Source organism: Bradyrhizobium sp. 62, assembly GCF_023073035.1.
In the GTDB taxonomy this organism is placed as follows: Bacteria; Pseudomonadota; Alphaproteobacteria; order Rhizobiales; family Xanthobacteraceae; genus Bradyrhizobium.
Window position 1 is genome coordinate 76,732 of sequence record NZ_JADPIT010000015.1, and the last position, 18,310, is coordinate 95,041.

General features: G+C 63.4%; 17 protein-coding genes. 7 read left to right on the plus strand and 10 right to left on the minus strand.

Annotated elements, in window-relative coordinates; all coding sequences use genetic code 11:
* Positions 1-7 precede the first annotated feature (7 nt).
* From IVB47_RS10690 to IVB47_RS10700, 3 genes are all read right to left on the minus strand, one after another.
* Positions 8-580, minus strand: a complete 573-nt coding sequence (locus IVB47_RS10690) for an invasion associated locus B family protein (protein WP_247461476.1) — start codon at positions 578-580, stop codon at positions 8-10.
* A 66-nt stretch (positions 581-646) separates the two neighbouring features.
* Positions 647-3,793, minus strand: a complete 3,147-nt coding sequence (locus IVB47_RS10695; protein ID WP_027569523.1) for a multidrug efflux RND transporter permease subunit — start codon at positions 3,791-3,793, stop codon at positions 647-649.
* Entirely contained in the window at positions 3,790-4,962 is a 1,173-nt protein-coding gene (locus tag IVB47_RS10700) for an efflux RND transporter periplasmic adaptor subunit (RefSeq protein WP_027569524.1), read from the minus strand. Before IVB47_RS10700 ends, IVB47_RS10695 begins: the two co-directional genes overlap by 4 nt.
* Before the next feature lie 364 nt (positions 4,963-5,326).
* Here IVB47_RS10700 and IVB47_RS10705 point away from each other — a divergent pair, with 364 nt between their 5' ends.
* The 6 genes from IVB47_RS10705 to IVB47_RS10730 all read left to right on the plus strand — a co-directional run bounded on the left by IVB47_RS10705 (position 5,327) and on the right by IVB47_RS10730 (position 11,075).
* On the plus strand, positions 5,327-5,566 hold the full coding sequence (locus IVB47_RS10705; protein ID WP_247360469.1) for a hypothetical protein: 240 nt from the start codon (positions 5,327-5,329) through the stop codon (positions 5,564-5,566).
* Between the two features lie 216 nt (positions 5,567-5,782).
* The gene (locus IVB47_RS10710; protein ID WP_247463118.1) at positions 5,783-8,179 is read left to right on the plus strand and encodes a TonB-dependent receptor; all 2,397 of its coding nucleotides are present in this window, start codon (positions 5,783-5,785) and stop codon (positions 8,177-8,179) included.
* Between the two features lie 2 nt (positions 8,180-8,181).
* The gene (locus IVB47_RS10715) at positions 8,182-8,871 is read left to right on the plus strand and encodes a Fe2+-dependent dioxygenase (RefSeq protein WP_247461478.1); all 690 of its coding nucleotides are present in this window, start codon (positions 8,182-8,184) and stop codon (positions 8,869-8,871) included.
* Positions 8,868-9,788, plus strand: a complete 921-nt coding sequence (exbB, locus tag IVB47_RS10720) for a tonB-system energizer ExbB (RefSeq protein ID WP_247461480.1) — start codon at positions 8,868-8,870, stop codon at positions 9,786-9,788. The genes IVB47_RS10715 and exbB overlap by 4 nt, the downstream gene beginning before the upstream one ends.
* Positions 9,789-9,791: 3 nt before the next feature.
* On the plus strand, positions 9,792-10,247 hold the full coding sequence (gene exbD, locus IVB47_RS10725; RefSeq protein ID WP_018459254.1) for a TonB system transport protein ExbD: 456 nt from the start codon (positions 9,792-9,794) through the stop codon (positions 10,245-10,247).
* A 9-nt stretch (positions 10,248-10,256) separates the two neighbouring features.
* Positions 10,257-11,075, plus strand: coding sequence for a TonB family protein (locus IVB47_RS10730; RefSeq protein WP_247461482.1), 819 nt, complete (start codon positions 10,257-10,259; stop codon positions 11,073-11,075).
* Here IVB47_RS10730 and IVB47_RS10735 read toward each other — a convergent pair.
* From IVB47_RS10735 to IVB47_RS10765, 7 genes are all read right to left on the minus strand, one after another.
* Positions 11,063-11,485 (minus strand): hypothetical protein, encoded by a 423-nt coding sequence (locus IVB47_RS10735; RefSeq protein ID WP_247463120.1) that lies wholly within the window; start codon positions 11,483-11,485, stop codon positions 11,063-11,065. The two genes, IVB47_RS10730 and IVB47_RS10735, sit on opposite strands and share 13 nt — an antisense overlap.
* Before the next feature lie 63 nt (positions 11,486-11,548).
* On the minus strand, positions 11,549-12,229 hold the full coding sequence (locus tag IVB47_RS10740) for a site-2 protease family protein (protein ID WP_247463122.1): 681 nt from the start codon (positions 12,227-12,229) through the stop codon (positions 11,549-11,551).
* Positions 12,230-12,377: 148 nt separating this feature from the next.
* A complete protein-coding gene (locus tag IVB47_RS10745) occupies positions 12,378-12,770 on the minus strand; it encodes a GFA family protein (protein ID WP_027569532.1) in 393 nt (130 codons plus the stop codon).
* Positions 12,771-12,777: 7 nt separating this feature from the next.
* The gene (locus IVB47_RS10750; RefSeq protein WP_027569533.1) at positions 12,778-13,524 is read right to left on the minus strand and encodes an SDR family NAD(P)-dependent oxidoreductase; all 747 of its coding nucleotides are present in this window, start codon (positions 13,522-13,524) and stop codon (positions 12,778-12,780) included.
* A gap of 27 nt (positions 13,525-13,551) precedes the next feature.
* Entirely contained in the window at positions 13,552-14,283 is a 732-nt protein-coding gene (locus IVB47_RS10755) for an SDR family oxidoreductase (RefSeq protein ID WP_247461484.1), read from the minus strand.
* Positions 14,284-14,442: 159 nt separating this feature from the next.
* Positions 14,443-16,272: an IlvD/Edd family dehydratase gene (locus tag IVB47_RS10760; RefSeq protein ID WP_247461485.1), complete on the minus strand. Its 1,830-nt coding sequence runs from the start codon at positions 16,270-16,272 to the stop codon at positions 14,443-14,445.
* A gap of 122 nt (positions 16,273-16,394) precedes the next feature.
* Positions 16,395-17,495 (minus strand): LacI family DNA-binding transcriptional regulator, encoded by a 1,101-nt coding sequence (locus tag IVB47_RS10765; RefSeq protein ID WP_247461487.1) that lies wholly within the window; start codon positions 17,493-17,495, stop codon positions 16,395-16,397.
* Positions 17,496-17,697: 202 nt separating this feature from the next.
* Here IVB47_RS10765 and IVB47_RS10770 point away from each other — a divergent pair.
* On the plus strand, positions 17,698-18,310 hold a 613-nt coding region (locus tag IVB47_RS10770), incomplete at its 3' end, for an ATP-binding cassette domain-containing protein (RefSeq protein ID WP_247461489.1).

An 18,310-nucleotide genomic window follows, 5' to 3' on the forward strand; every position in this document is an offset into this window, starting at 1 on the left:
GAAAGAGCTATTTGATCTTGTCGTAGGCCGCCGCGAAATCGCCCAGCGGCATCGGGATCGCGATCGTTTCCTTGGCCATGTTCTGGAAGGAGACCTTCAGCTGCTTGCCTGACCTTAAAGTGGCCAACAGGTCCGGTGCGATCGGCGTCGAGGCGTAGCAGCCGCGGTTCTCGCAGGTCTGGATCTGGAGATCGACCGTCTTGCCGTCGTCGACCTGGAGCTTGGCGCCGATGGGAAGGTTGAGGCCAAGCGGCAATTGCAGCAGCGCCACGGGTGTGCGGGTGTCGGGTGCGATGCGGATGTTGATCAGGACGATGGTCTGGCCGGTCTTGGTGAGCACCGCGTTCTGCTCCATCGCGCATTCGAGCGGTGCGTCGCGGCTGACGCTGGTGCAGCGCACGACCCAGCCGGGCTGCTGCGCCGCAGCGCCGTCAGCCTGCGGCTGCGTCGGAGCCGGCGCGGGCTGTGCCGCCGGGGCAGAGGGAGCCGCGCTCTTCTTGGCGCCTTGCTGGGCATGCGCGCCACCCGCAGACACCAGGACAGCGGCGGCAAGGGCGACAAGTCCGGATTGCATGGGCATGGCAAGACCGCGTTGACGTGAACCGAGGGCCTCGCTGTAACGTCGTGAGGCGTGCGGTGCAAGCTGCTACTCGGCAGCTTCCTTAACGGTGCCGTGCTCGACCGTCTCGTCGCCTTCACCATCACCCTTACGGCCCCAGCCCGAAAACCAGTTGTTGAGCTCGTCGAGATAGAGATAGACGACCGGGGTGGTGAACAGCGTCAGCGCCTGGCTGACGATCAGACCGCCGACCATGGCGTAGCCGAGCGGCTGGCGAATCTCGGCGCCGGTGCCGTGGCCGAGCATCAGCGGCACGCCGCCGAGCAGGGCAGCCATCGTCGTCATCATGATCGGACGGAAGCGCAACAGCGCCGCCTGCCGGATCGATTCCGCCGGCGTCTTGTGCTCGTCGCGCTCCGCGGCGATGGCGAAGTCCACCATCATGATGCCGTTCTTCTTCACGATGCCGATCAGCAGAATGACTCCGATCAAAGCAATGAGGCTGAACTCGAAGCCGGCCGCCATCAGGATCGCGAGCGCGCCGACGCCGGCCGAGGGCAGGGTCGACAGAATCGTGATCGGATGGATGTAGCTCTCGTAGAGGATGCCGAGGATCAGATAGACCACGACCAGCGCTGCGAGGATGAGGAGCGGCACGGTGCCGAGCGATTGCTGGAACGCCTGTGCCGTGCCCTGGAAGCTCGAATTGAGCGTCGGCGGCGCGCCGAGGTCGGCCATCGCCTTCTGCACGGCCTCGGTGGCCTGGCCGAGCGCGACGCCCTGGGCGAGGTTGAAGCTGATCGTGATTGCCGGGAACTGACCCTGGTGGCTGATCGAAAGCGGGCGCACAGGATCGGTGCTCCAGGTCGCGAAGGTCGACAGCGGCACCTGGTCGCCGGTCAGCGGAGATTTCAGGTAGAGCTTGTTCAGGCTCTCGAGGCTGCCCTGCATCTCCGGCAGGATCTCGAGGATCACCTTGTAGGTGTTGAGCTGGGTGAAATACTGCGTGACCTGGCGCTGTCCGAAGGCGTCGTAGAGCGTGTCGTCGATCAGCTGCGGCTGGATTCCGTAACGCGCTGCAGTATCGCGGTTGATCTTGAGCTGAACCGTGGTGCCCTGGGTCTGCTGGTCGGTTGCAACGTCGCGCAGTTGCGGCAAGGTCTGCATCTTGGCGAGGATCTTCGGCGCCCAGTCGTTGAGCTCGGCGAGATCGGCGTCCTGCAGGGTGAACTCGAACTGGGTGCGCGTCGGCCGGCCGCCGAGCCGGACGTCCTGGGCCGCCTGCATGTAGAGGCGGGCGCCGGACACCTTCTCGAGCTTGGGACGCAGCCGCGCGATGATCTGCTGCGCGGAGGCTTCGCGCTCGTTGCGCGGCTTCAGCGTGATGAACATGTTGCCGTTGTTGCCGGCGCGGCCGCTGCCGCCGATGTTCATCGCGATGGATGCGATGTCGGGATCGTCCATCACGATCTTGCCGAGCTCGACTTGGCGGCGCTGCATCTCCGCGAACGAGATGTCCTGGGAGGCTTCCGAGGTCGCAGTGATCAGGCCGACGTCCTGTTGCGGGAAGAACCCTTTCGGGATCAGCACGAACAGATAGACGGACAGGGCAAGGGTCGCGAAGAAGATCGTGAGCGTGGTGCGGCGCCAGGCCAGGGCATGGTCGAGCATCCATTCGTAACCGCGCAACATCCGGTCGAAGCCGCGCTCGCTCCACTGGTAGAACTTGCCGTGGGTGACCTCGCCATGGGCGCGCAGGAAGCGCGAGGCCATCATCGGCGTCAGGGTCAGCGACACGAACATCGAGACGAAGATCGTCATCGCCAGCACGACGGCGAATTCGCGGAACAGGCGCCCGATGATGCCGCCCATCAGCAGCAGCGGAATCAGCACCGCGACCAGCGAGATGCTGATCGAGACGATGGTGAAGCCGATTTCCTTCGAGCCCTTGAAGGCCGCCGCCATCGGCGATTCGCCTTCCTCGATGTAGCGCGTGATGTTCTCCAGCATCACAATGGCGTCGTCGACGACAAATCCGACCGCGATGGTGAGTGCCATCAGCGACAGATTGTCGAGCGAGTAGCCGAACACCCACATCAGCGCGCACGCGCCCAGCAGCGCCAGTGGCACCGTGATAGTGGGAATGACCGTTGCCCAGAAGCTGCGCAGGAAGATGAAGATGACCATGACGACCAGCGCAATGGTCAGCAGCAGCGTGAACTGGACGTCTTCGACCGCGGCGCGAATTGTCGTGGTGCGGTCGCTGATGACCTCGATCTTGATCGCGGGCGGGATCGCTGCGACAAGGCGAGGCAACGTCGCCTTGATCCGGTCGACGGTCTCGATGACGTTGGCGCCGGGTTGCTTGAACACCACCAGGAACACGCCGCGCTTGCCGTTGGCCCAGGCCGCCTGCTTGGCGTCCTCGGGGCCGCTGACCGCCTGGCCGATGTCGCGGATTCGCAAGGGACCGCCGTTGCGATAGGCGATGATGACGTCGTTCCAGTCCTTGGCCTGGGTGAGCTGGTCGTTGGCGTAGATCGTGTAGGCGCGCTTCGGGCCGTCGATGTTGCCCTTGGGGCTGTCGACCGTGGTGATCGCGATCTGGCTGCGCACGTCCTCCATCGACAGGCCCTTGGCGACGAGCTTCGCCGGGTCGATCTGAATGCGGATCGAGGGCTTCTGCTGGCCGCCGATGAAGACCTGCGCGACGCCCGAGAGCTGGCTGATCTGCTGGGCGAGCTGGGCATCGACCGCGTCGCTGACGCTGGTCAGCGGCATTGTCTCGGAGGTTGCCGACAACAACAGGATCGGGGCGTCGGCCGGGTTGACCTTGCGGTAGGTCGGCGGCGAGGGCAGATTCTTCGGCAGCTGACCGCTCGCGGCGTTGATGGCGCCCTGCACGTCGTTGGCGGCGCCGTCGATGCTGCGGTTGAGGTCGAACTGGATGGTGATCGACGCGGTGCCCAGATAACTCGTCGAGGTCATCTGGGCGATGCCCGGGATCTGGGCGAATTGCCGTTCGAGCGGTTGGGCCACCGACGAGGCCATGGTCTCGGGACTGCCGCCCGGCAGATTGGCGGTTATCTGGATGGTCGGGAAGTCCACCTGCGGCAGGGGCGCGACGGGCAGCAGAGGATAGGCGACGAGACCGACGAAGAGAATGCCGGCCATCAGCAGCGAGGTGCCGATGGGATAACGGATGAAAGGTGCCGAAATCCCGCCCGCGTTCATTCCTGTCGAACCTTGTTCTGCGCCGGATCCGTACTCGCCACGGCCGTGGAGACGAGGCTTCCGGGCTGGACCTTGAATTGGCCCCCGGTGATCACCTGCTGCCCGGGCGTCAGCCCTTCGTCGACGACCGAGCGTCCGTCAATCGCGTAGCTGACCTTGATCTTGTGCACCTCGGCCTTGTTGTCCTGATTGACGGTATAGGCGTAGAGGCCGTTGGTGGAGTGCTGGACCGCGTCATCCGGGACAACGGTCGCATCCTTCAGAGTGCGCACCAGCAGGCGCGTCGACACCGACTGCCCGGGCCACAGCGCGTGGTCCTTGTTGTCGAACACCGCCTTGAGCCGGATCGTGCCGCTGCTGGTGTCGACCTGGTTGTTGATGACGGCGAGCTTGCCCTCGGCCAGAGTCTTCTTGCCGTCGGTGGTGAAGGCGATCACCCTGAGCGCGCCGGCCTTCTGGCCCTCGCTGATATAGGGCAGCTGGTCTTCTGGTGCGGTGAAGATCACCGAGATCGGCTCGACCTGCGAGATCGTGACGATGCCGGTCTGCGTCGAGGAATTGACGATGTTGCCGACGTCGACCTGGCGCAGGCCCGCGACGCCGGTGATCGGCGCCTTGACCTGGGTGTAGTCGAGCTGGGTCTGCGCGTTGGAGATCGAAGCTTCGTCGGCGGCGATCTGCGCGGTGAGCTGGGCGACCGTGGAGCGCTGGGTGTCGACCCGCTGTGCGGTGGCGAATTCGCCGAGTTTCATGGCGCGCTGGAGCTCGAGATTGGCGTTGGCCAGATTTGCCTCGTCCTGCGCCTTCTTGGCCTTGGCCTGGTCGAGCGTGGCCTGATAGGGGCGGGGATCGATCGAGGCGAGGAGCTCGCCCTCCTTGACGATCTGGCCTTCGGTGAAGGCAATCTTGTCGATCTGCCCATCCACCCGGGTCCGGACTTGGACGGTGTTGAAGCCCGCAACCGTGCCGAGACCGGTCAGGTAAACCGGAAAGTCCACCTTCTGGACCGGCGAAACGCTCACGGGGACGGCGGGCGGGCGCTGCGGCCCCTTCTGTGCGGTCTGGGTTTTTCCAGCGTCGGGCGAGCCGAATTTCTGCCAACCATAGTAACCCGCGGAGGCCACGGCCGCGATGATCAGAATCCAGAGGATCGGCCGGGACTTTTTCATATCGTCTCGTGTCGGCTCTTGTGCCTTAAGCTACGAATTGTGAGGCAATCATAGGGTTCCAGCGCGCTTGTATAATACACGCCAAGTTCCAGTGTAAACAGCACTATCGGCTGAGAATCCTAAACAATTGGAAAGCTTTGCACTGTCTAGGCAGCTCCGTGTCACTACGGTGTGCAGTGCTGCATTCTCCCGCCACGAACGATCTGCGAGCAAATCTTGTGCAATGCTCGGAAGCGGTGTGCGCGGGATAGGGATGTGCTACGCGGGGCGGCTCCCAAGAACGGTTCTAAGTCGCGCAGAGGCCGTTTCGGTTGTCAGGAAATTCGGCATCGGTCATATCGGCGCTCCACAACGGGAGCGCAGCATGGACGAACTGAACGGCAAGCTGATCGCGTGTCAGATCCTGATCACGGGACTGATCGCACGCGTCGCCAACGAGCAGCGTGATCCCTTGCGCTTTCTCACCGACTTCCGCGACGAGATCAGAGCCGTCGTCGGCGGCGTCAACATTGCCGGCATGGACAACAGCGATCGCGTGCGCGCGGTGGCGCAGAAGACCGTCGATGAATTGTTCTCGCTGATGAAGCCGCCGAGCCGTGATTGACGATGCGCGCGCGACCGCCGAACTCGCGCTCTCTTTAGAACAAATCCAATCTCGATTTAGAACGATTTCAAGCTGCAGTTTAGAATCGTTTTGATCTGGACTTATTCAAGGGTTCTCGCGGCTTGCTCGCATTGACCCGCTATTTTGCGGCCGATACCAACACTCCAATCGCTCATCGAAGTGAATGGGCGAACAGGAATATGGGGCGTGTTGGTAATGGGGCAGGTGGTCGCACCGAAGTCGTTGCGTTCGGTCGCAGCATTCGATGAAAAGTTCACGGGCGTTTCCGGCAAGAAGGTTTCGGCTGTCGCGGGCCTGATCGCGGCAGCATCGGTGTCGAGCGGCGCGGAGGCGCAGCAGTCGAACCTGCCGCCGGTAACGGTCGATGCGCCGGTCGCGCGTCCACGTCCGGTGGCTTCGAAGCCGACGGCGGATCACGTCCGCGCGCGCAATGCGCTTCGCCGCGCCGCGCAGCGGCAGCAGGCGGCGCAGCAGACCGCTCTTACCGTTTCGGCCGGCGAAGCCGATCGCAATCCCTATTCCGATCCGGCGGCACCCTACAAGGTCGACCACGTCCAGGCTTCCGGCAAGTTTCCCGAAAAGATGCTGAACACGCCGAAGACCATCACCGTGCTCAGCAAGGAAGTGCTCGAGGACAAGAACGCCACGACGCTGAAGGAGATCGGACGCTCCACAGCCGGCGTGACGCTGGGCTCGGGCGAGGGCGGCAACGCGTTCGGCGACCGCTTCTTCATCCGCGGCTTCGATGCGCGCAACGACGTCTTCATCGACGGTATCCGCGATCCCGCGGTCTCGATCCGGGAGAACTTCTTCACCGAGCAGATCGAGATTCTGCGCGGGCCGGCCTCGTCCTACGCAGGCCGCGGCACCGCCGGCGGTGCCATCAACATCGTCACCAAGCAGGCTGGCGACGTCAATTTCAAGCGAATGGACACCGAGTTCGGCACCGACCGGACCAAGCGGGTCACGCTCGACGTCAACCAGGTCATCGATCCCACTTTCTCGGTGCGCGCCGGCGGCCTGTTCCAGGACGCCAACGTCGCCGGCCGCGATTACGTCACCGACAATCGCTGGGGTTCGTTCATCGCGACCAAGTATACCCCGACCAACGACATCAAGATCACGACGAACTACGTCCACACCGACCTCAGCGGCTATCCTGATTTCGGCGTGCCCTACTACAAGCAGGGCAACGTCCCGGTGACGTCGGCGGGCATTCCGCGTGGTAACTGGTACGGCTTCCTCAACCGCGACTTCCAGACCGCGCGGCAGGATTTCGGCACCGGCACGATCGAGTACAAGGTCAACGAGGCCATCACGCTGAGCAGCAAGGTGCGCGGCGAGCACTCGCTGCTGAATTATATCGGCACGCTGCCGCAGAACCCGGTTACGACGAGCCCCAATCCGCTGCTCTGGACGACGACGGCGAGCGCGCAGAGCCGCTACCAGAACGTGGACGTGTGGGCCAACCAGAACGAGGCCACCTTCAAGCTCGACACCGGCGGGGTCAAGCACACCGCGGTGTTCGGCGTCGAATATTCGAACGAGAACATCTCGATCGACCGTTACACCGGCCTCTCGTCCGAACTGTTCGGCGGCGGCTCGACCAGCAGCGGGGCGGTCCCGGGGGTCAACCTCTACTCGCCGCAGTACACCTACATTCCCTTCAGCAACACGCCGTCGCTGGTTGGAAATCCGACGCGCTATGGCGTCAACACCAGCAGCGTCTACGTCATGGACACCGCGAACTGGCAGGACACGATCATCGTCAATGGTGGCGTGCGCTACGACGGTTACAGCCAGAGTTCGTCGACCAACGCGGATCATCTCAAACAGAATGCCGATCTCGTCAATTACAACGTCGGCCTGGTCTACAAGCCGATGTCGATCGGCAGCCTCTATGCGGCCTATGCGACCTCGGCCAATCCGTTCGGATCGGAGCTTGACGCGACCGCCACCGACTACGGCGGCATTCCTGCCAACACGGCTATCTTGCTCGGGCCGGAGCGCAACAAGGCAGCCGAACTCGGCACCAAATGGGAGCTGGCTGATCGCCATTTGCTGGTCAGCGCCGCGTTGTTCCAGACCACGAAGGACAATGCGCGCGAAACCGTCAGCGGCCTGCTGACTTCGGGCGCTGCCTACAGGATCCAGGGCATCGATATCGAGGCCGAAGGCAAGATCACCGATCGCTGGAGCATCTTCGGCGGCCTAGTGTTGATGCAATCGAAGGTCACGCAGAGCGGTCTCGCCTCAAATCTCGGCCTGCAGCTTGCCAATGTGGCTCATCAATCGTTCAGCATGCTGACCAAGTACAAGTTCGACGACGGCTGGGAGCTGGGCGGTCAGGCGGTGTACCGTTCGAAGGTGTATGGCGGCACGTTCGCGGCCAATACCGGCAACGAGCTGCCGAGCTACTGGCGCTTCGACGCGTTCGTCGAGAAGAAGATCGACAAGAACTGGACAATGAAGTTCTACGCCCAGAATCTCACCAACAAGCTCTACTACGATACGCTCTATCGCAGCGCGGTTCCCTTCGTAGCGGTCGCGCCGGGGCGGGCGTTCTACCTCATCACAACGGCGAAGTTCTGATCATGTTGACCTGCCTTCCTGGCGTTCTGAGCAAGGATGATGTGGCGGATTTCCGCCGCATCATGGAGGCCAGCGAATGGGAAGACGGGCGCTCCACCGCGGGCTCGCAGTCGGCGATGGTCAAGCGCAACGAGCAATTGCCGCCGGACAGCGAGGTCGCGCGCAAGCTCGGCAACCGCATCGTTTCGGCGCTGACTTCGAACCCGCGCTTCATCGCCGCGGCGATCCCGCTCCAGATCTTCCCGCCGCTGTTCAACCGCTATGCGGCCAGCAGCGGCCACCATTTCGGCCTGCACGTCGACAATGCCATCCGCGGCGACCGGCTGACCGGCCTTCGGATCCGCACGGATCTGTCGGTGACGCTGTTCCTGGCCGAGCCGGAGGAGTACGACGGTGGCGAACTTGTGATCGAGGACAGTTACGGTTCGCACGAAGTCAAGTTGCAGGCCGGGGACTGCGTGCTCTATCCCTCGACCAGCCTCCATCTGGTCACCCCGGTGACGAGGGGAACGCGGGTTGCGTCTTTCTTCTGGCTTCAGAGCATGATACGGGACGATCAAGCCCGGAGCATGATCTTTGACCTCGACACCGCGATACAGGCGCTGGTGGAACGGCTCGGGCGTGACGATCCCGAAACGGTCAAATTGACGGGTATCTATCACAATCTCATTCGCTACTGGGCCGAAGTATGAAGATCATGTCCTTCCAAGCAAGCCTTGCCGCAGCTCTGGTGCTGGCGGCTGCCTGGCTTGCATCCCCTGTTTCTGCCCAGACACAGGCCGCGCCCGCGGCACCGGTCCAGTCGACGGCTCAGCCGTCCGCGGTCAGCCCGGCCCCGGTTGTTGCTCCGCCTGCGGCGCCCCAAGCTGTCGTGTCCGCGGCTGCAAAGTCCGATACGGCAGCCGGCATCGCGCCCGCCATGAAGGAATTGTCGCCCTGGGTGATGTTCCAGTCGGCGGATATCATCGTGAAGGCGGTGATGATCGGGCTCGCCTTTGCGTCGCTCGTGACCTGGACGGTGCTGATCGCCAAGTCGATCGAATTGTCGATCGCCTCGACCAAGCTTCGCTCGGCGCTGAAGAAGATCGCGGAGGCGCGCTCGCTCGCGGAAGCGCAGATGGCGCTCGACTCCAAAGCGGGGATCCTGCCGTCCTTCCTGGCGGCGGCGCTGCGGGAGGCGCGGATGTCGGCCGGCCTGTCCAGTGACACCGGCATCAAGGAGCGGGCGGCTTCGAGCTTCTCCGAGATCATGCGCGCGGAGGCGCGGCGCATCCGCGTCGGCATGGGTGTGCTCGCGACCATCGGCTCGACCTCACCCTTCGTCGGCCTGTTCGGCACGGTGTGGGGCATCATGAACAGCTTCATCGGCATCTCGAAGTCGCAGACCACGAACCTCGCCGTCGTCGCGCCCGGTATCGCCGAGGCGCTGCTCGCCACCGCGATCGGACTGGTCGCCGCCATTCCCGCCGTCATCATCTACAATTACTTCTCGCGCGTGACGAAGAGCTATCTCGAGCTCGTCAGCCGTGCTTCGGGCGCGGCGGGGCGGTTGCTCTCGCGCGATCTCGACCGCAGCCACGGCAGCGTGCATTCGCGCGCGGCGGAGTGAACCATGGGCGTCTCGCTCGCAGACAATGATGACGACGACGATTTCGGCGAAACGCATGAAATCAACGTCACGCCGTTCATCGACGTCATCCTGGTGCTGCTGATCATCTTCATGGTCGCAGCGCCGCTCTCGACCGTCGACCTGCCGATCGATCTGCCGACGTCGAGTGCGACGCCGCAGAAGAAGCCGGACAAGCCGACCTATCTCAGCATCAAGCCCGATTTGACGCTTGCCATCGGAGAGAACCCGGTCCACCGCGCCGAGTTGATCGGCACCCTCGACGGCCTGTCCGACATGAGCAAGGACAAGTATGTCTTCCTGCGCGCCGACCGCTCGGTGCCGTATGGCGAGTTGATGGGCGTCATGGAGCTGTTGCGCTCAGGCGGCTATTCACGGGTGAAACTGGTTGCGCTGGAAGGCGCTCCGGGAGCGCCTGCGGCAGGCGCCGCTCAGCCTTAGAGGCCCGCTATGTCGGACGAGTCCAGACCAGCCCGGACGCTTTGGATTTTGGCAGCGGTGGCGGCGCTCGCGCTCCATCTGGGCGGTGCCGCGCTCGCGCTGGCGCACCTGCGGGCCGATGACGGCGACGACGGCCTGGGCGCGGCCGGCGCGGAGTTCGCGGTCGAGATGGCTTCGCCGAAGGCGCCGGACACCGACCTTCCCCCGGGGCCGGATAGCGAAGCGATGCAGGAGCAGCAGGCGCTTCCCGAGCAAAAGGCCGAGACCAAGGAAACCGAGCTTCCAAAGGTTCAGTCGCAACAGGTCGACGATCCCGATCGGGTCGTCACCGAGAACATCTCGAAGAAGCCGCAGGACGAGGATCCGAAGATTGCGGCGGTCGAAACGCCCGCTGCGGAGGCCTCGCCGAAGTCCGTTGCGACGGCGCGGCAGACGCTCGACGAGGACGCGCGCGAGGCCGAGAAGGCGCTGGCGCCCGTGCTTGGCATCGGGAAGGACATCTTGAAGATCACCGCCGACTGGAACCGCAAGATCAGCGCCCGCATTAAGCTGCACCAGATCACTCCGGAAGGCAGAGAGAACAGCAATCAGAAGGTAAAAGTGAATTTTGCGCTGAACCGAAAAGGGAATGTGCTGTCAGTTGATGTGGTGCAATCGTCTGGGGATGCCGCGTACGATGCGGCTGCGATCGCGATGGTTCGCAAGGCCGATCCGTTCGAGCCGCCTCCCGCCAAGCTGACCGAAGAACGATTCGATCGCATCATCGAAATCAGCTTCGCCCCAGAGAAGGCAACGAAGACAAACAAAAAGTCGGCTCAGCGCCAGTAGAGCCTGATCCCGACATAGACCACGACCAGGCAGGCGAAGATCAGCGCCACCGGGAGCGGTCGCTTCTGGGTTGCGCCCGCGGTCGCTGCCCCGAAGAACTTGGCCTTCTTTGGCTTCGGTTCCGGGCGGCGGAAAGCGGTAACATTGTCCGCCGCCGGTTCGGACGCCCGGGGGCGGACATCAGGCGGGGTTCCCGCGCCGCCCATCTCGGCATAGTAGGCCCTGTAGATGGCGCCGATGGTGGCCTCGGTAGCCTCACCCTCGTTCATCTGCGCCTGCATGTTCTTGTAGCTCACGAGGAATTCCTGCGCCCCCGGAGGCAGCGCGGACGACCCGTTGAGCTTGGCCATCATCTTCCAGGTGGCGAAATCGGCGCGGGCGCGGGTATCGGCGCGTCGCGCGATCAGCATATCGGCAGCTTTGACCAAGTCGGCCTCTGGCCCTTCGGCTTGTGTTCGGGTGTCGCTATTCAACTAAGCATTGCCGGTCAGGAAGAGAACAGCCTGAATCACATAACCGGTCAACGTTCGCAGTATTGCTGAAATAACATCAAGATTTAGACCGAACTGGGAGCCCGCCAGCGGTAGCAGGATCAGCAGACCGATCAGGATCAGCATCCCGAACGGCTCGAGTCGGGCCAGCGGCAAGGCGAGCGCGCGAGGCAACAGCCCGACCGCGACGCGGCCGCCGTCGAGCGGCGGGATCGGCATCATGTTGAACACCGCCAGCACCGCGTTGATCAGCAGTGCGTTCTTGAGATTGTCGAAGATCCATTGCGCCGAGTTGGCCGGAGCCCAGCGCAGGGCGTGCAGGGCAAGAGCTGCGGCCAACGCCAGCAGGATGTTGGTGGCGGGCCCGGCCAGCGCCACCCACACCATGCCAAGCCTGGGATTGTTGAGTTTGCGGAAATTCACCGGCACAGGCTTGGCATAGCCGAACAGGAACGGCGAATGCGCGAACAGCAGCATCGTCGGCAATATCAGCGTGCCGAACGGGTCGATGTGGCGGAGCGGGTTGAAGCTGACACGGCCGAGCTGCCATGCGGTGTCGTCACCGAGACGATATGCGACGAAGGCGTGCGCAGCCTCGTGGAAGGTGATGGCGAGCAGCAGCGGCAGCACCCACACCGAGAGGTCATACAAAGAAATGTTCACGGCTCGTCCGTCCCGGTTGCCTGCGGTCATGCAGCCGACCCAGCCAACCGGCGGTGCAGCAACGCTTCACCTCAACATAGGGTGGCCGGTTCCGAAATGCCACGCCGCAAATGATCGGCGCCCCGAACCTGCCGTGCAGTCGTGCAATTCATGCAGGAATGGTCCCCGGATATTGCGTCAGCCCGTCGTCGAGCTTCAGCCAGGCGAGCTTCTCGGAGACCCAGATGTGCTCGGTCGGCGCGAAGGCGTTGCGATCGTCGAACGTCGTCAGTGCGACGCCCGCCAGCGTGCCGTTGCGCCGCCAGGAGAACAGCCGCGTGCCGCAGCGTTTGCAGAACACGCGGTCGATGTTCTCGGACGACGCATAGCGGGCGGTGTCGCCCTCGACGGTCAGTGCGCGCTGGTCGAACTGCGCGCGGACGAAGTAGGGCGAGCCCATTGCCTTTTGGCATATGCGGCAATGGCAGATGCGAACGTTGAGCGGCTCGCCTTCCGCCTTGAATCGCACCGCGCCGCACAGGCATCCGCCTTCTCTGACCATGACGCCCTCAGTAAGTTGCGCGCCCGCCGGAGATGTCGAACACGGCGCCGGTCGAAAACCCGCAGTCCTCGGATGCGAGCCAGCTCACCATCGCGGCCAACTCTTCCACCAGCACGAAGCGGCCTTTCGGAATCTTCGACAGCATGAAGTCGATATGCTGCTGCGTCATCTGGTCGAAGATCGCGGTCTTCGCAGCCGCGGGCGTCACCGCATTGACGAGGATGTCATGTGCCGCCAGTTCCTTGCCGAGCGACTTCGTCAGCGCGATCAGGCCGGCCTTGGAAGCCGAATAGTGCGAGGCGTTCGGATTACCTTCCTTGCCGGCGATCGAGGCGATGTTGATGATGCGCCCGTATTTTTGCTTGAGCATCGCGGGCACGATCGCCTTGCAGACAATGAAGGGGCCGTCGAGGTTGATGCGCAGAACTTTCCGCCATTCCTCGAGATCGGTCTCCCAGACCGGCTTGTTGACCCCGGCAATGCCGGCGTTGTTGACGAGGATGTCGATCTTGCCGAAGGCGGCAAGCGTGGCGTCGCGGGCCTGCTCGACGGCCGCGGCATCGGTGACGTCGACCTTGAAGACGCGGGCATTGTCGCCGATTTCCTTTGCCGTCTTCTCGGCGAGGGCTGCATCAAAATCCCAGATCGCGACTTTAGCGCCGGAGGCGACGAAGCGCTGAACGATGGCGCGGCCGAAGCCCTGCGCGCCGCCGGTGACGATGGCGACACGGTCGTTGAGATCGATCTTGTTCATGCTGGATGCCTTCTGGATGCCTTGGCGTCAGAGCATGTAGCCGCCGTCGACGACGAGGTCGACGCCGGTGGTGAAGGCGCTCTCGTCACTGCCGAGATAGACCGCCATGGACGCGATCTCGTCGGCGGTTCCGAGCCGGCCCATCTTCTGGCGGGAGACGAACATCTCCTTGCCCTGCGGCCCTTGCGCTGCGGCGCGGTCGAGCATCGAAGGCGTCTCGACGGTGCCGGGGCAGATGCTGTTGCAGCGGATGCCCTTGGTGATGAAGTCGAGCGCGACCGCGCGCGTCAGCAGCGACACCGCGGCCTTCGAGGAGCTGTAGACGTAGCGGTTGGCCGGCGGCCGCAGCGCCGCGCAGGAGGAGATGTTGACGATACTGCCGCCGCCGCCCGCGAGCATGTCCGGCAGGAAGGCCCTGATGGTCCGGTGCATCGACTTGACGTTGAGGTCGAACGAGAAATCAAAATCCTCTTCCGAACACTCGAGAATGGTGCCGTGATGCACGAAGCCCGCTGCGTTGAGCAGGATGTCGACCTTGCCGACGCGCTTGGCGAAGGCGTTGACGTCGGCGGTGTTGCGAACGTCGAGCTTCGCGGTCTCGGCGATGCCTTCCTTGGTCAGGCCCGCGATGCCGCTCTCGTTGATGTCGGTGGCGATGACGGTTGCGCCTTCACGCGCGAATGCGATGGCGCATGCGCGTCCGATGCCTGCTGCTGCAGCCGTGATGACGGCGCGCTTTCCCTTGAGGCGGTCTGCCATTTTTTCTTCTCCCTTGCCTGAAAGTTCTATCGGATCGTCATTGCGAGAAGCACTTGCGACGAAGCAATCCAGACTGTCTCCGCGGACATAGCTCTGGATTGCTTCGCTGCGCTCGCAATGCCTGGATTGCTTCGCTTCGCTCGCAATGCGAGCTGGCTATCAGTGATTATCCCGCGCCACGCCAAATGTGCCGGCGACGTTCTGGTAGCGCGTGGCGAGCTCCATGCAGGCACCGGTCGACTGCTGTCCAACGGTGTTGCGATAAAGCTCCTGCCACGGCGTCTGGTTCGGCGGATGCTTGAAGCCGCCATTGGCCTTGAGCTCGGCATGGCGCTTCTTCACCTCGTCGTCGGAGATGAGAATGTTGGCGCTGCCCTTGTTCAGATCGACGCGCACCTTGTCGCCGTTCCTGAGGATCGCGAGCCCGCCATTGGCGGCGGCTTCCGGCGAAGCATTGAGGATCGAAGGCGAGCCCGAGGTGCCCGACTGCCGGCCGTCGCCGATGCAGGGCAGGGACATGATGCCGCGTTTGATGAGCGCCGCAGGCGGCTGCATGTTCACGACCTCGGCGCCGCCGGGATAGCCGATCGGGCCGGTGCCGCGGATGAACAGCACGCAGCGCTCGTCGATCTCGAGCGAGGGATCGTCGATTCGCTCGTGATAGTCCTCAGGCCCCTCGAACACGACGGCGCGGCCCTCGAAGGCATTGAGATCGGTCGGATTGCTAAGGTAGCGATCGCGGAATTCCTTGGAGATCACGCTGGTCTTCATGATCGCGGAATCGAACAGATTGCCCTTCAGCACCAGGAAGCCGGCGTCCTTCACCAGCGGCTTGTCGTAAGCCCAGATCACGTCGTTGTCCGGCTTTGGCGCATTGGCGCAGTTCTCGCCGATGCCGCGGCCGTTGACCGTGACAGCGTTCTCGTGGATCCGCTTGTGCTTCATCAATTCGCGCACCACGGCCGGCACGCCGCCGGCGCGGTGGAATTCCTCGCCGAGATAGAAGCCGGCCGGCTGCATGTTGACCAGCAGCGGCACGTCGTGGCCGACCTTCTGCCAGTCGTCGATCGAGAGCTCGACGCCGATGTGGCGCGCCAGCGCGTTGATGTGGATCGGCGCGTTGGTCGAGCCGCCGATTGCCGAGTTGATCACGATGCAGTTCTCGAACGCCTCGCGGGTCAGGATGTCCGAAGGCTTGAGGTCCTCCCAGACCATGTCGACGATACGCTTTCCCGTTTCGTAGGCGATCTGGCCGCGCTCGCGATAGGGTGCGGGGATCGCCGCACAGCCCGGCAGCGAGAAACCGAGCGCTTCTGCAAGCCCGTTCATGGTCGAGGCGGTGCCCATGGTGTTGCAATGGCCGACCGAAGGCGCCGAGGACGCCACGATCTCCATGAACTCTTCATAGTCGATCTCGCCGGCGGCGAGCCGCTCGCGCGATTTCCAGACGATGGTGCCGGAGCCTGTGCGCTCGCCATTGTGCCAGCCGTTCAGCATCGGCCCGCCTGACAGCACGATCGCGGGCAGGTTGACGGTCGCCGCCGCCATCATGCAGGCAGGCGTAGTCTTGTCACAGCCGGTGGTCAGCACCACGCCGTCGAGCGGGTAGCCGTAGAGGATCTCGACGAGGCCGAGATAAGCGAGGTTGCGGTCGAGCGCCGCGGTCGGGCGCTTGCCGGTCTCTTGGATCGGATGGGTCGGGAATTCCATCGCAATGCCGCCGGCCTCGCGGATGCCTTCGCGGACGCGATGGGCAAGCTCGATATGGTGGCGGTTGCAGGGGGAGAGGTCGTTGCCGGTCTGTGCGATGCCGATGATCGGCTTGCCGGACTGGAGCTCGGCGCGGGTGAGACCGTAGTTCAGATAGCGCTCCATATAGAGCGCGGTCATGCCCGGATTATGCGGATTGTTGAACCATTCCTGCGAGCGGAGGTGGCGACGAGCGCCGTTGCCGGCGGGGGCATGCCCATTGGTTGGTTTTTTTGTCATTGGTTTCTCCTGCAATGCAAACGCACCGGCGTCCGTTCTATGGTATCGGCTTGTGCGATGCCCAACGGCGCGAGCGACGATTTGCCTGCCCGCTGGCGGGTCGTTTCCTCACAAATCCGATACTAGTCATGGCCACTTGGTAACGCTACCATTTTGTTCGCAGCGCCCGTGCCTGAAGCGGCTGGCCGGTTGTCCGACCGCCGGGCCAACGAGCTTTGCCGCTCGATCACCTTGAAGCCGAGATCGAGCACCGGATGGTCCGGGCGCCGTCCGTCGATCGCGTCGATCAGCATGCTGGCGGCCGTATTGCCCATCTCGTAGCGGTTGGTGCGCACGCTCGTCAAAGTCGGGACGGCGGAGGCCATGAATTCGAGATCGTTGAAGCCGACAATCGCGATCTGTTCGGGAATGGCGATCTCGCGGCGCCTGCATTCGAACAGCACACCCAGCGCGAGGTCGTCGTTGGCGCAGAACACCGCGTCCATGCCGGGCTCCCGCGCCAGCAGATCGGTGAACAGGGCGCCTCCGAGCGTCACCGACGTCGGTGTCGCCGTCGTCACGACGAGGCGTTGCTCGAACAGTCCGGCGTCCTTCATGGCCGAGACATATCCGTCGAGCCGCCGCTGCACCCGCGGATCCATCCGCGCGCCGACGAAGCCGATCTTGCGGTGACCTTGCGCGAACAGATGCGCAATCGCCGCACGGGCTGCGTCATAGTGCGAAAAGCCGATCATCATGTCGACCGGATTGGGCCCGATCTCCATGATTTGCACGATCGGGCAGTCGGCGGCATCAAGCATCGCGCGCGATTCCGTGGTCTGGTCGATGCCGGTGACGATCAGCCCGGCCGGCTTCTGCGCAAGAAACAGCCGCAGCAGCTTCTCCTCCTGGAGAATACTGTAGCGTGTGTTGGACAGCTGGATCGAGTAACGGCTGTTTTCGGAGGCGTCGTAGATGCCGCGCAGCACGTCGGAGAACACATTATTGGTTAGTGACGGAATCAGGACACCGATCACCTCGGTGCGTTGCGAGGCCAACGCACGCGCCGCCAGGTTCGGCACATAGCCGAGCTCCCTGGCCGCGCTCTCGACCCGGGTCCGCTTGGCGACCGACAGCGCCTCGGGATTGCGGAAGAAGCGGGACGCTGTGATCGGGCTAACGCCGGCGAGCTCGGCGACTTCCGCCAGCCGGATTTTGCCTGACTTGGTGCGGTTTCGACCCATTTGCTGCTCTTAACACACTCACTCTCGCAAACAAAGGAACGTTGACAGCGCTACCAGCACAGACTAACCAAAGACAAATTGCCAAAACCGCACAAACTGCCGACAATGGCGCCCGCTAAGGTTGGGCTTCGTTCGGTGAAGTCTGAAAAAACAAGACGGTCGCGGCGCGAGATGCGTCGTGGACTTTCGAGGAGGGAGCTAGATGTCGTCTGTGCAAATCCGCGACGTGCGGAAATCGTTCGGCAATTTTGAAGTCCTGCACGGCGTTTCGATTCCGATCGAGGACGGCCAGTTCGTGGTCCTGGTTGGCCCCTCCGGCTGCGGCAAGTCGACGCTTCTGCGCATGCTCGCCGGTCTCGAGAACATCACCTCAGGCACGATTTCGATCGGCGACCGCGTCGTCAACAATGTCCAGCCCAAGGAGCGGGACATTGCGATGGTGTTCCAGAACTACGCGCTCTATCCGCATATGACGGTTGGCGAGAACATGGGCTTCTCGATGAAGCTGCGGGGCGAGAGCACCGAAGAGATCAACAAACGCGTCAAGCGCGCCGCCGAGATCCTTGCGCTGTCGCCGCTGCTCGAACGCTATCCCCGCCAGCTCTCCGGCGGGCAGCGCCAGCGCGTCGCCATGGGCCGCGCCATCGTGCGCGATCCGCAGGTGTTCCTGTTCGACGAGCCCTTGTCGAACCTCGACGCCAAGCTGCGCGTCGCGATGCGCACCGAGATCAAGGAGCTGCACCAGCGGCTGAAGACCACGACGGTCTACGTCACCCACGATCAGATCGAGGCCATGACCATGGCCGACAAGATCG

Excerpts from the sequence above, each read along its gene's own strand:
- IVB47_RS10765 (WP_247461487.1), bottom strand. The coding sequence starts at position 17,495 with ATGGGTCGAAACCGCACCAAGTCAGGCAAAATCCGGCTGGCGGAAGTC.
- IVB47_RS10750 (WP_027569533.1), bottom strand. The coding sequence starts at position 13,524 with ATGAACAAGATCGATCTCAACGACCGTGTCGCCATCGTCACCGGCGGC.
- IVB47_RS10730 (WP_247461482.1), top strand. The coding sequence starts at position 10,257 with ATGTCGGACGAGTCCAGACCAGCCCGGACGCTTTGGATTTTGGCAGCG.
- IVB47_RS10710 (WP_247463118.1), top strand. The coding sequence starts at position 5,783 with ATGGGGCAGGTGGTCGCACCGAAGTCGTTGCGTTCGGTCGCAGCATTC.
- IVB47_RS10760 (WP_247461485.1), bottom strand. The coding sequence starts at position 16,272 with ATGACAAAAAAACCAACCAATGGGCATGCCCCCGCCGGCAACGGCGCT.
- IVB47_RS10735 (WP_247463120.1), bottom strand. The coding sequence starts at position 11,485 with ATGCTGATCGCGCGACGCGCCGATACCCGCGCCCGCGCCGATTTCGCC.
- IVB47_RS10705 (WP_247360469.1), top strand. The coding sequence starts at position 5,327 with ATGGACGAACTGAACGGCAAGCTGATCGCGTGTCAGATCCTGATCACG.
- IVB47_RS10755 (WP_247461484.1), bottom strand. The coding sequence starts at position 14,283 with ATGGCAGACCGCCTCAAGGGAAAGCGCGCCGTCATCACGGCTGCAGCA.
- IVB47_RS10690 (WP_247461476.1), bottom strand. The coding sequence starts at position 580 with ATGCCCATGCAATCCGGACTTGTCGCCCTTGCCGCCGCTGTCCTGGTG.
- IVB47_RS10695 (WP_027569523.1), bottom strand. The coding sequence starts at position 3,793 with ATGAACGCGGGCGGGATTTCGGCACCTTTCATCCGTTATCCCATCGGC.
- exbB (WP_247461480.1), top strand. The coding sequence starts at position 8,868 with ATGAAGATCATGTCCTTCCAAGCAAGCCTTGCCGCAGCTCTGGTGCTG.
- exbD (WP_018459254.1), top strand. The coding sequence starts at position 9,792 with ATGGGCGTCTCGCTCGCAGACAATGATGACGACGACGATTTCGGCGAA.
- IVB47_RS10700 (WP_027569524.1), bottom strand. The coding sequence starts at position 4,962 with ATGAAAAAGTCCCGGCCGATCCTCTGGATTCTGATCATCGCGGCCGTG.
- IVB47_RS10715 (WP_247461478.1), top strand. The coding sequence starts at position 8,182 with ATGTTGACCTGCCTTCCTGGCGTTCTGAGCAAGGATGATGTGGCGGAT.
- IVB47_RS10745 (WP_027569532.1), bottom strand. The coding sequence starts at position 12,770 with ATGGTCAGAGAAGGCGGATGCCTGTGCGGCGCGGTGCGATTCAAGGCG.